An 11770-nucleotide genomic window follows, 5' to 3' on the forward strand; every position below is an offset into this window, starting at 1 on the left:
GAGCTCTGCGCAGATCGCGCAACGCGCCAGCGCTCTACCCGAGCGCGCTACGCGCCGATCAGGCGCGCAGCGAGGAACCCCTCGAGCTCGGCGAGCGGCACGCGCACCTGCTCCATGCTGTCGCGCTCACGCACCGTCACCGCGTTGTCGTCGAGCGAGTCGAAGTCGACCGTGATGCAGAACGGTGTGCCGATCTCATCCTGACGCCGGTAGCGACGACCGATGGCACCGGCGTCGTCGAAGTCGACGTTCCAGTGCTTGCGCAGCGACGCGGCGACCTCGCGAGCAAGCGGCGACAGCTTCTCGTTGCGGCTGAGCGGAAGCACGGCGGCCTTCACCGGAGCGAGACGCGGGTCGAGCCGCAGCACCGTGCGAGTGTCGACGCCGCCCTTCGCGTTCGGCACCTCTTCGACGTGGTACGCGTCGACGAGGAACGCCATGAGCGAGCGGGTGAGACCGGCGGCGGGCTCGATCACGTACGGGATCCAGCGCTCGTTCTTCGACTGGTCGAAGTACGAGAGCTCCTTGCCCGAGTGCTCCGAGTGCGTCGTGAGGTCGAAGTCGGTGCGGTTCGCGACGCCCTCGAGCTCGCCCCACTCGCCACCGGTGAAGCCGAAACGGTACTCGATGTCGACGGTGCGCTTCGAGTAGTGCGACAGCTTCTCTGCGGGGTGCTCGAAGCGACGCAGGTTCTCGGGGTCGACGCCGAGGTCGACGTACCAGTCCCATCGGTAGTCGAGCCAGTACTCGAACCACTGGTCGTCGGTGCCGGGCTCGACGAAGAACTCGAGTTCCATCTGCTCGAACTCGCGCGTGCGGAAGATGAAGTTTCCGGGCGTGATCTCGTTGCGGAACGACTTGCCGATCTGGCCGATGCCGAACGGCGGTTTCATGCGAGCGGCCTGCAGCACGTTCGCGAAGTTCGTGAAGATGCCCTGCGCCGTCTCGGGGCGGAGGTAGTGCAGCCCCGACTCATCCTGGACCGGGCCCAGGTAGGTCTGCAGCATCATGTTGAAGTCGCGAGGCGGGGTCCACTGACCGCGGGTGCCGCAGTTCGGGCAGGCGATGTCGCCCATGCCGTTCTCGGGTGCGCGACCCTTCTTCTCCTCGAAGGCCTCGAGCAGGTGGTCTTCACGGAAGCGCTTGTGGCAGTGCAGGCACTCCACGAGCGGGTCGGTGAAGACACCGACGTGCCCGGAGGCGACCCAGACCTGCTTCGGCAGGATGACGCTCGAGTCGAGACCGACGACATCGTCACGGCCGGTGACCATGTACCGCCACCACTGACGCTTGATGTTCTCTTTGAGCTCGACGCCGAGGGGTCCGTAGTCCCACGCGGAACGGGATCCGCCGTAGATCTCGCCGGCCTGGAAGACGAAGCCCCGGTGCTGGGCGAGGGCGATGACGGATTCGAGACGGCTGGGTGCGGCCACGGTGGCTCCAATGGTCCTGGGGGGATCTGGCGAACGCCGCATCGGGCGAATGCCGGAAAACGACACGGTGTCACCATCCTACGGGCGGGCGCGACCGCGAACGAGCGCACGGTCGGTACGCTGTGCCCATCACGTCCATGGCCGAGGGGGCGACGGTGTGGGATTTCATCTGGGAACTGAACGTGATCGACGGGCCGTTCGTGATGACGGTGTATGCGCTCGCGGCGCTGGTCTTCCTCTACCTGCTCTTCCGCGGGCCGGGCTGGGCCTGGGTGCTGACGGTGTTCGTGCTGCTCATCCTGGGCGCGCTCATCGGCGTCGCGGTGCTCTGGATCGGCGTCAACGTGCTCGACGCGTTCGGCGGCCCGGTCGATGATTCGGCGTGGCTCTGGGTGCCTGCGGCGTTCGCCGGCATCACCGTCGCGATCTGGAACCTCTGGCACTCGCGGTGGTGGCGGAAGCTCATCGCACTGCTCGCGATCCCGCTGTTCTCGGCGGCCGCGGCGTTCGGCGTGAACGCCGCCTACGGGCTGAACCCCACGCTCGGGTCGATGTTCCACATCTCGACCGCCGACACGATCGACCCGCCCGTCCCCGACCCGGCGACGATCGTCGACCCGGCCGAACCGCTGTACGCGACGTGGACGCCGCCGCCCGACATGCCCGCGACCGGTGAGGTCGGCATCGTGCAGGGCGGGGTGCCGAACGCGGTGTCGGGTTTCGCGGCACGGCCCGCGCAGATCTACCTGCCGCCGGCGGCGCTCGTGACGGATGCCCCGCGCCTCCCCCTCGTCGTCATGATGATGGGCCAGCCCGGCGACCCCGACGCGAGCTTCATCGGCGGCGTGCTCGACGACTTCGCGGCCGAGCACGGCGGGCTCGCACCGATCGCCCTCGTGATCGACCAACTGGGCGATCCGTCCGACGATCCGCTCTGCCTCGACAGCAAGCTCGGCAAGGTCGAGAGCTACGTCATGCAGGACGTCGTGCCGTGGGCGAAACAGCGACTCGGCGTGCTGCAGGGGCGGCAGTTCACGACCGTCGCCGGGTACTCGAACGGCGGCGGCTGCGCGGCCTACTTCGGCGCCAAGTACCCCGAGGTGTTCGGCAACCTGCTCGCCGTCTCGCCCGTCGAGTACGCGGGCGCCGAGAACCCCGATGAGGTGCTGGACGAGATCTTCAACGGCGACCAGTTCGCCTACGACCTCGTCAAGCCCGCGAACAGCATGGCGGCGAAGGCGCCCTACCCCGATTCGGTCGCGATCTTCACGGTCGGCGAGAACGACCTCGCGTTCGTGCGCGGCACCGAACGACTGGCGGATGCCGCGACGGCGGCCGCCATGCAGACGACGCTCTTCCTCGTTCCCGGCGCCGATCACGACGTGGTGGCGCTGACGGGCGGCCTCGAGAAGGGCTTCGACGTGCTCTCCCCCAGACTCGGATTGTCGGCACCATGAGCGAGATGCAGGAACACGGCGAGCGAACGGCCGACCGCGCCGGAGGCCTCGAGGACTCCGAGCCGAACGGCCGGCTGCGCTCCACGGCCGAGGCGCTCGGCGGATTCATCCGCCGTGTACCCTTCAGCATCGCCGTGGCGGTGCTGCTCGTCGTGACGGCGATCGTGACCGGGACGTTCTTCGGCCCCGCGTCAGAGCAGACGGCGACGACGTGGGCGGCCGGAGTGATCACGACGGTCGACGGCCGGCAGTGGTGGACCGTCGCGACCGCGCTCGTGATTCCGTTCGACCCGTTCCAGCTGGTGTTCGGCGTGCTCGCGGCGCTCGTGCTCCTCGGCGTCGCCGAGCGGCGCATGGGCACCTGGCGCACGATCGTCGCGTTCCTCGTCACGGGCGCGCTCGGCGTCGCGATCGGCACCGTGCTGCAGTGGATCGGCTCACTGGCCGGCGAATGGTGGGCGTCGGGCACCGCCGCCGACCTGACCCTCGACCCGCTCGCCGGCATCGTGGGCGCGCTCATCACGGCGACGGCGTTCATGGGCAGGCTGTGGCGCCGACGCATCCGTGTCGTGACGATCGCCTTCATCCTCGTGTTCGTGCTCTACGACGGCGACTCGTCGAATGCGTACCGCCTGGTCGCGGCGATCGCCGGCTACCTGCTCGGCGCCGTGTTCACCCGCGATCCCTCGACCCTCTCGGCCAAGCGCAGCTCGCACCGCGAGACCCGCACGCTCGTCGCCGCCGTCGTCGCCGTGACCGGCATCGGCCCGATCGTGGCCCTCGTGAACCGCTCGGAGCTCACGCCCTTCGCCTTCGGCTCGTACCTCTACGCCGACGAGCCGCTCGAGCGCGCGGCCGTCATGGCGCAGTGCGGCGGTGACGCCGCCACCGCAGCGGCGGCCGCCTCCGAGTCGTGCACCGCGCAGCTCGCGCTGCTGAGCGCCCAGGGGTTCGGCATGTTCCTGCTCTCGTTCGTGCCGGTGCTGCTCCTGCTCGTCGCCGCATGGGGGCTCCGGCACGGCCGACGTTTCGCCCGCTGGCTCGCGATCGCCGTGAACGCCGCCATCCTGCTCTTCGCCCGCACGGCGTTCGACGTCACGGTGACGACCGCCGACGTCGACGACGGCACGTGGACCGTGTTCGACTTCGGTGAGCTGCTCGTCTGGATCCTCGCGGTGCTCGCGCTGCCGATCGGCATCATCGTCATGCTCATCGTCACGAGACGGCATTTCCAGATCCGGGCGCCGCAGGGTGCGTTCGCGCGATTCGCGGTGATCGTGAGCGGTGCGTTCGTCGTGCTCGCCGGCCTGTACCTGGCGGTGGGCCTCGCGACCGTCGGCGAGTACTGGCCGGCGGCGACCGGGTGGGACGTGCTGCTCGACACGTTCAAGCGGTTCGTACCGCCGCACTTCCTCGCCGTCGTCGACCCGATCGTCCTGCCGGGTCACGACCTCGCGAGCTTCCTCGCCCAGGCCGTCGGTCCGGTGTTCTGGGCCGTGTTCATCGCCGCCGCGATCCGGCTCATGTCGCGCACCGGCACCGCCGCGAAGACCGCCGACGACGCGCGCCTCCACGAGCTGCTGCACCGCAACGGCGGCGGCACGCTCGGGTTCATGTCGACCTGGCCCGGCAACGTCGCGTGGTTCAGCGACGACGGCGACTCCGCCGTGGCGTACCGGGTGATCAACGGCGTCGCGATCACGATGTCCGACCCGATCTGCGCACCGGGTGCCGGCGGGCGGGTCATCCGCGAGTTCGCCGCCTTCTGCGACGCGAACAGCTGGGTGCCCGTCTTCTACAGCGTGCACCCCGAGTACCTGCCCGTGTTCGACGAGCTCGAGTGGGAGCACATGTCGGTGGGCGAGGAGACGCTCGTGCGCACGAAGGGACTCGAACTCACCGGCAAGCCGTGGCAGAAGGTGCGGCAGGCGCTGAATCGCGGCATCAAGGAGGGCATGACCACGGTCTGGACCAGCTGGGACGAGCTGCCCCTCGCGACGGTCGCCCAGATCAACGCGATCTCCGAGGAGTGGATCGCCGAGAAGGAGCTGCCCGAGATGGGCTTCACGCTCGGCGGCATGGAGGAGCTGAAGGATCCAGAGGTGCGGCTCATGCTCGCCGTCGGGCCCGACGGGCGGTTGCAGGCCGTCACGAGTTGGCTGCCCGTCTACCGCGGCGGCGCCGTGATCGGCTGGACCATCGACTTCATGCGCCGCGCCGACGGCAGCATGAACGGCATCATGGAGTTCCTCATCGCCTCGGCGGCGCTGCACATGAAGGAGACGGGGGCCGAGGTGCTGAGCCTCTCGGGCGCCCCGCTCGCGACGAAGCCACTCGCGCCGGGTGAGACGCCGCCCGAGCCGACGGTCATGACACGGCTCCTCGACTTCCTCGCCACGACCCTCGAACCGGCCTACGGCTTCTCGTCGTTGTTCAGGTTCAAGGCGAAGTTCAACCCCGAGTACGAGACGATCTCGATGGCCTACCCCGATCCGCTGGCCCTGCCCGCGATCGGGCTCGCGATCGGCAAGGCCTACCTGCCCGAGGTGTCGCCGGCCGAGGCCGTCGCGCTCGTGAAGACGCTCACGAGGTAGCGGCTCACGCCTCGCGCAGCGAAGCCGGTCCGATGTCGGCGACCGAGCTGTGTCCGGCGAGCCCGAGCGTGAGGTCGAACTCGGCGATGTGGTTGCGCACGACCTCGCGCACTCCCGCGGCCCCGGCGACCGCGAGTCCGTAGACGTAGGGGCGGCCGATGCCGACGGCCGTGGCGCCGAGCGCGAGGGCGATGAACGCGTCGGCGCCGCCGCGCACGCCGCTGTCGAGGATGACGGGCACGCGCCCGCCGACTCGGTCGACGACGCCGGGCAACGCGTCGAGGCTCGCGACGGAGTCGTCGACCTGACGGCCGCCGTGGTTCGAGACGACGATGCCGTCGACGCCGTGGTCGAGGGCCTGCGCCGCGTCATCGGGATGCAGCACGCCCTTCACCAGCACCGGCAGCTTCGTCCACTCGCGCAGCTTCGCGAGGTCGGCCCAGGTGAGGGCGGGGTTCGAGAACACGTCGAGGAAGGTCTCGATCGCCGCCCGCGGCAGCGGCGAGCGCAGGGCCGCCCGCACTCCGCCGTCGACGAGCGGGGTGCGAGCGCCGGCGCGGGCGATCGAGAACGCCGAGGCGAGCAGCTTCGGGGTGACCTTCGGGCGCGCCCCGCCGCCCGCCCCCGCGGTGACCCGCTGCCGCACGAGCTCGGCGAAGACGGGGTCGCTCGTGTACTGCGCGATGCCCTGCCCGCGCGTGAACGGCAGGTAGGCGGCGTCGAGGTCGCGCGTGCGCCAGCCGAGCAGGTGCGTGTCGAGCGTCACCACGATCGCCTCGCAGCCGGATGCCTCGGCGCGACGCACGAACGAGGCGTTGAGCTCGTCGGAGGCGCTCCAGTAGAGCTGGAACCACCGCGATCGCGCGCCCATGGCGGCGGTGACCTCCTCCATCGGGCGGGAGGCCTGGTTCGACAGGATGTACGGCACGTCGAGCGCCGCGGCGGCCCGACCCACCGCGACATCCGCCTCGGCGTGCGCCATCTCGGCGACGCCGATCGGCGAGAGCACGAACGGCGTCGCACGGCGCCGACCGAGCAGTTCGATCGAGAGGTCGCGCTCGGAGACGTCGCGGAGCACCCGGGGCCAGATCTGCCGGCGCGCGAAGGCCGCTCGGTTCGCGGCCATCGTCGCCTCGGCCCCGGCGCCGCCGGCGAGGTAGGCGAACGCCTCGGCCGACACGGCCTTGCGCGCTGCGCGCTCGAGTGCGGCGAAGTCGACCGGCACCGAGGGGCGGATGCCGGACAGGCCCGCCCGGTACACCTCCGACTGCACGTCCCTCGCGAATCCTCGTGGACTGGTCATCGCCTCGGTGGCCATCGGCTCGCTCCTTCGCTGCATCGGGTGCGAGCCAGCGTAGCCGGGCCGAAGCGACGACGTATGGTGGAACGGATGCCTCAGCTCACCGACATCCGCGTCGCCGCCATCGCCCTCGTGCGCGATCGCCGCGTGCTCATGGTCACCGCACGCGACCGAGACGTGTACTACATGCCCGGCGGCAAGATCGACGACGGCGAGACCGCGGCGGAGGCTGCGGCCCGCGAGGCGCTCGAGGAGGTCGCCCTCGTGCTCGACCCCGCCGCGCTCGTGGAGCTCTTCGAGGTCGTCGTGCAGGCGCACGGCGAGCCCGACGGCCGCCTCGTGCGCATGCGGGTCTTCCGCGCCGAGACGGATGCCGCGCCCTTCGCGTCGGCCGAGGTCGGCAGCCTGCACTGGGTGACGACGGCCGATCTGCATCGCTGCCCGCCCGCCGGTGCCGAGGTGCTGGAGCGGCTCGCCGCGGCCGGTCTCATCGACTGACGGGCCACGGCTCACGGGAGACACCGGCACCGCTTCGCCCACGCCCTCGTAGACTGCGGGCATGTGGTCTCCCGCACGGATCGGGGCGCTCGCTCTCTGGTGGGCGCTCGACTACCTCGACGCGGCGAAGCAGCAGCTGCGGGTGCTCACCGTGCCGAAGCCGCCGAAGCGGTGGACGATGGGCGACGCCGGCAAGCCGACGATCCTGCTGCTGCCCGGGGTCTACGAGCACTGGTCGTTCATGGAGCCGCTCGGCGATGCGCTGAGCGCGCACGGCTACCGCGTGCAGGTCGCCCACGGGCTCGGCGCGAACCTGCTCGCCATCCCCGAGACGGCCGAGCGCCTTGTGCGCGCCCTGTCGCGGAACGCGGTGCCGACGGCGGGCCGGGTGGTCGTGGCGCACTCGAAGGGCGGCCTCGTCGGCAAGCGGCTGCTGCTCGCCGACACCGATCACGGCCTCGACATCCGCGGGCTCGTGGCGATCGCCACCCCGTTCGGCGGGGCGCGGCTCGCGCGCTACCTGCTCGATCCGAGCATGCGCGAGTTCGACCCCGACAGCGCCACGATCGTGGAGCTCGCGAGCGCGGCATCCGTCAACTCGCGCATCGTGTCGATCTTCGGCGTCTTCGACCCGCACCTGCCGGAGGGCAGTTCGCTCGCCGGCGCGACGAACCGGTTGCTGCCGGTGGCCGGCCACTTCCGCATCCTCTCGGCGCCCGAGACGGCGGTGGCCGTCGTCGCCGCCGTCGAGTCGCTCTCGGCGACGCCGGAGGCGGTCGCCGATGCGGCCGCAGCGACCGTGGCGGCCGCGGAGGAGGCGGGCGAGGGCGAAGCCGCCGACGCCCACGCCCGGGCGTGATCGTTCAGAGCTCGTCGAAGGGGCGCGCGTAGCGGAACCCGCCGCGATGCGCGTCGGTCGCCGCAGCCAGCCGGAGCGCCTGGAAGTACTCGCCCCACCCGGCATCGGGTGCCGTGATGCCCAGTTGCGAGCCGGCGACGAAGCCGAACCTGCCGTAGTAGGCGGGGTCCCCGAGCAGGACGATGACGGCCTCGCCGTGCTCATCGGCCACGCGCACGGTCTCCGCGACGAGCGCCGCGCCGATGCCGCGCCCCTGGTGCGAGGGGAGGACGCCGATCGGGCCGAGGCCGAGCGCCTCAGCCTCGCCGATCGTCGCGCGAGTGCTGATGCAGTAGCCGACGACCTCGTCGTCGACCTCGGCCACGAGCGCGAGATGCGGGATCAGGGCGTCGGAGCCGAGCAGCGCCGTGTTCAACCCGACCTCGATGGGCGGCGCGTCGGCGGTGGTCGCCGGCGTCTCGAACGCGATGGCGAGCAGTCGCTCGACGACGGCGCGATCGCCTGGCCGGAACGGGCGGATCACCACGTCAGTGCACGTACTCGAGCAGGTCGAGGCCGACCTGGCGCATGCCGTCGAGCACCGCGAGGCGCGAGGAGATCATGGTGTCGGCGTAGTACATCGACACGGCGTACGAGACGCTCGCGCGCGGCCCCCGGAGCACGCCCACCTCGCTGCGCACGCCGCCGTCGGTGCCGGTCTTGTTCATGAGCAGCACGTTGTGGTCGGGGGTGCGGTGCGCGAGCGGGTCGAGTCCGAACGCACTCGCGACCATCGAGAGGTCGGCGTTCAGCGAGAGCCAGCCGACGACGCGCTGCGACACCTCGGGCGAGACGATCTCGCCGCGGGCGAGCGAGGCGAACAGCCACGTCAGCTCCTTCGCCGAGCCGATCGAGAGCTGCGGGGCGTCGTCGGGGCCGCGGTGGTCGCGCACGAGGTCGAGCAGCGCCGTTCGGGTCAGGCCGAGCGCCTCGGTGCGGGCGCGCACGGCCTCGAGGCCGACGTGACGGATGAGCACGTTCGTCGCGAGGTTGTCGCTCGTCGCACCGATGAGCGCCGCGAGATCGGCGAGCGGCAGCGACGGCGACTGCATGTGCTGCCAGATGCCCGAGTCGCCGACGGCGTCGCGCGGCGCACGGTCGAGCACCGTGAACGACTCGCTGCTGTCGCCCGCGAGCCGCGAGGCGACCTCGACGAGCAGCAGCACCTTGCCGATCGACGCCGTGGGCATGACGACGTGGTCGTCGACGGAGAAGAGCACCTTGCCGGTCGCGAGGTCGGTCGCACGAGCCGAGACCTGCACCCCGGCGAGCGCGAGTTCGCCGAGCGCGTCGAACCCGCGGGCGAAGTTCTCGCCCGGCTCCTCGGTGCGGTGCTTGCCGCGCCGGAGGTCGCTATGCCGCGCACGCCGCTCCGAACCCTGCGACGACGTCACCACGGTGATTCCACGGCCTTCCTCTGACAGTCGGCGCTCCCCCACCGCAAAGCGGCGCGCTCGAATTTGCTCGGTTGTACTTGCGACTACCAGATCGTCACGCGCTCGGCTGGCTCGAGCCAGAGGGCGTCATCGGGAGTCACTTCGAAGCTAGCGTAGAACTCGTCGATGTTCCTGACGATCTGGTTGCAGCGGAACTCGTTCGGGGAGTGCGGGTCGATCGCGAGCAGGCGCACGACCTCCTCGTCACGGCCCTTCATCTGCCAGGCCTGCGCCCACGACAGGAAGAAGCGCTGCGCGGCGGTGAGTCCGTCGATCACCGGCGCCGAGTCGACGTCGCCGCCGAGCGAGATCACGTACGCCTTCCACGCGATCGCGAGGCCGCCGAGGTCGCCGATGTTCTCGCCGATCGTGAGGGCTCCGTTGACGTGCGGCGCGCCGTTCGAGGCATCCGCTTCGCCGCCGACCTGCTCGTCGCCCTCGCCGGCCGCAGCGTCGCCCTCGCCGGCCGCACCCGGCTGCGCGGTCGCGAGCTGCGACGGCACGAGTGCGTCGTACTGGGCGATGAGCGCCGTCGTGCGCTCCTCGAACGCGGCGCGGTCGGCCTCGGTCCACCAGTCGGTGAGGCGGCCGTCGCCGTCGTACTTCGAGCCCTGGTCGTCGAAGCCGTGCCCGATCTCGTGCCCGATGACGGCCCCGATCGCACCGTAGTTCGCAGCGGCATCGCGCTCGGCGTCGAAGAACGGGTACTGCAGGATCGCCGCCGGGAACACGATCTCGTTGAACCCGGGGTTGTAGTAGGCGTTGATGGTCTGCGGCGTCATGAACCACTCGTCGCGATCGAGCGGCTTGCCGATCTTGCCGAGCTCGCGGTTGAACTCGAACTCGGCCGTCGCCCGCACGTTGCCGACGAGGTCGTCGGTGATCTCGAGCGAGGAGTAGTCGCGCCACTTCACCGGGAAGCCGATCTTCGGCGTGAACTTCGCGAGCTTGTCGAGCGCCTTCGCCCGGGTCTCCTCGCCCATCCACTCGAGCGCGTCGATCGACTGGCGGTACGCCTCGACGAGGTTCGCGACGAGGTCGTCCATCGCCTCCTTCGCCGCGGGAGGGAAGTGCCGCTCGACGTAGATGCGGCCGACGGCCTCGCCCATGGCGCCCTCGACGAGCGAGACGCCGCGCTTCCATCGCTCGCGCATCTGCGGGGTGCCAGTGAGCGTGCGGCCGTAGAAGTCGAAGTTCGCCTCGACGAAGTCGTTCGAGAGGTAGGCGGCGCTGCCGCGCACGACCTGCCAGGCGAGCCAGTCCTTCCAGGCCTGCAGGCGGTCGTCGGTGAGCAGCGCGCCGAGCCCCTGCACGAACGAGGGCTCGCGCAGCACGATCTCGTCGAATGCGCCGGCGGGCACGCCCATCGCGTCGCGCCAGATGTTCAGGTCGACGGATGCCTCGGCGACGGCGTCGCTCCACGAGAACAGGTTGTAGGTCTTCTCGCTGTCGCGGGTCTCGACGTTGCTCCAGTGCGCTGCGGCGATCGCCGTCTCGAGCTCGAACACCCGGGCGGCACGGTCGCCCGGCGCTTCGAGCTGCGCGAGCCGCAGCATCCGCTCGAGGTGCGCACGGTACGCCTCGCGAACGGGCTCGAAGCGCTCTTCGCGGAAGTAGCTCTCGTCGGGCAGGCCGATGCCGCCCTGCTCGACGAAGACGAGGTAGCGCTCGGGGTCGCCCGGGTCGTTGTCGACGTAGAGCTGCAGGAAGCCCGGCACGCCCTGGCGCTCGAGCCGGCCGAGGGTCTCGAGGAACGCATCGACCGAGTCGATGAGGTCGACCTCGACGAGCTGGCCCGCGATGGGAGTGGCGCCCAGCAGGTTCGCCCGCTCCTCGTTCATGAAGCTCGCGTACAGGTCGCCGACCTTGCGCGCCTCGGTGCCGGGCTCGGCCTCCTGCGACTCCTCGATGATCTCGCGCACGGCGTGCTCGGCCTCTTCGTGGAGCACGAGGAACGAGCCGTACCTGGCCTTGTCGGCCGGGATGTCGGTGCGCTCGATCCACTTGCCGTTGACGTGTCGGAAGAGGTCGTCTTGCGGGCGGATGCCCGCGTCGAGTTCGTCCTGCTTGATTCCGGAGGGCAGCGCGACATCGGTCATGCCCTCCACCCTAAACGCGGGTGCCGACGATCGGGCACTCGGGATGCGGGCGACG

At 70.5% G+C, this 11770-nt stretch carries 9 protein-coding genes; 4 read left to right on the top strand and 5 right to left on the bottom strand.

Features of this window, described 5'->3' with window-relative positions; all coding sequences use genetic code 11:
* Nucleotides 1-47: 47 nt before the first annotated feature.
* Nucleotides 48-1433, bottom strand: coding sequence for a glycine--tRNA ligase (locus tag ACFTQE_RS02080; protein WP_376923505.1), 1386 nt, complete (start codon nt 1431-1433; stop codon nt 48-50).
* A 122-nt stretch (nt 1434-1555) separates the two neighbouring features.
* Between ACFTQE_RS02080 and ACFTQE_RS02085 the strand changes: the two genes are divergently transcribed.
* Both ACFTQE_RS02085 and ACFTQE_RS02090 read left to right on the top strand, forming a co-directional pair.
* Nucleotides 1556-2890 (top strand): alpha/beta hydrolase, encoded by a 1335-nt coding sequence (locus ACFTQE_RS02085; RefSeq protein ID WP_376923506.1) that lies wholly within the window; start codon nt 1556-1558, stop codon nt 2888-2890.
* Nucleotides 2887-5484: a rhomboid family intramembrane serine protease gene (locus ACFTQE_RS02090; protein WP_376923507.1), complete on the top strand. Its 2598-nt coding sequence runs from the start codon at nt 2887-2889 to the stop codon at nt 5482-5484. Before ACFTQE_RS02085 ends, ACFTQE_RS02090 begins: the two co-directional genes overlap by 4 nt.
* A 4-nt stretch (nt 5485-5488) precedes the next feature.
* On the opposite strand, the gene ACFTQE_RS02095 is transcribed toward ACFTQE_RS02090, so the two are convergent.
* Nucleotides 5489-6802, bottom strand: coding sequence for an alpha-hydroxy-acid oxidizing protein (locus tag ACFTQE_RS02095; RefSeq protein WP_376923508.1), 1314 nt, complete (start codon nt 6800-6802; stop codon nt 5489-5491).
* Nucleotides 6803-6874: 72 nt separating this feature from the next.
* Here ACFTQE_RS02095 and ACFTQE_RS02100 point away from each other — a divergent pair, with 72 nt between their 5' ends.
* Together ACFTQE_RS02100 and ACFTQE_RS02105 are read left to right on the top strand one after the other, a co-directional pair.
* Nucleotides 6875-7282 carry an NUDIX domain-containing protein gene (locus ACFTQE_RS02100; RefSeq protein WP_376923509.1) on the top strand — a complete coding sequence of 136 codons (408 nt, stop codon included), beginning with the start codon at nt 6875-6877 and terminating at the stop codon, nt 7280-7282.
* A 61-nt stretch (nt 7283-7343) separates the two neighbouring features.
* Nucleotides 7344-8141, top strand: coding sequence for an esterase/lipase family protein (locus ACFTQE_RS02105; RefSeq protein WP_376923510.1), 798 nt, complete (start codon nt 7344-7346; stop codon nt 8139-8141).
* Between the two features lie 4 nt (nt 8142-8145).
* Here ACFTQE_RS02105 and ACFTQE_RS02110 read toward each other — a convergent pair whose 3' ends face one another.
* From ACFTQE_RS02110 to ACFTQE_RS02120, 3 genes are all read right to left on the bottom strand, one after another.
* A complete protein-coding gene (locus ACFTQE_RS02110) occupies nt 8146-8664 on the bottom strand; it encodes a GNAT family N-acetyltransferase (protein ID WP_376923511.1) in 519 nt (172 codons plus the stop codon).
* A gap of 4 nt (nt 8665-8668) precedes the next feature.
* Nucleotides 8669-9577: a serine hydrolase gene (locus ACFTQE_RS02115; RefSeq protein ID WP_056006693.1), complete on the bottom strand. Its 909-nt coding sequence runs from the start codon at nt 9575-9577 to the stop codon at nt 8669-8671.
* A gap of 83 nt (nt 9578-9660) precedes the next feature.
* Entirely contained in the window at nt 9661-11715 is a 2055-nt protein-coding gene (locus ACFTQE_RS02120; RefSeq protein ID WP_376923512.1) for a M13 family metallopeptidase, read from the bottom strand.
* Nucleotides 11716-11770 lie beyond the last annotated feature (55 nt).

Origin of the sequence: Agromyces sp. NPDC056965 (genome assembly GCF_042673425.1) — a bacterium.
GTDB lineage: Bacteria > Actinomycetota > Actinomycetes > Actinomycetales > Microbacteriaceae > Agromyces.

Excerpts from the sequence above, each read along its gene's own strand:
- ACFTQE_RS02105 (WP_376923510.1), top strand. The coding sequence starts at position 7,344 with ATGTGGTCTCCCGCACGGATCGGGGCGCTCGCTCTCTGGTGGGCGCTC.
- ACFTQE_RS02120 (WP_376923512.1), bottom strand. The coding sequence starts at position 11,715 with ATGACCGATGTCGCGCTGCCCTCCGGAATCAAGCAGGACGAACTCGAC.
- ACFTQE_RS02095 (WP_376923508.1), bottom strand. The coding sequence starts at position 6,802 with ATGGCCACCGAGGCGATGACCAGTCCACGAGGATTCGCGAGGGACGTG.
- ACFTQE_RS02100 (WP_376923509.1), top strand. The coding sequence starts at position 6,875 with ATGCCTCAGCTCACCGACATCCGCGTCGCCGCCATCGCCCTCGTGCGC.
- ACFTQE_RS02090 (WP_376923507.1), top strand. The coding sequence starts at position 2,887 with ATGAGCGAGATGCAGGAACACGGCGAGCGAACGGCCGACCGCGCCGGA.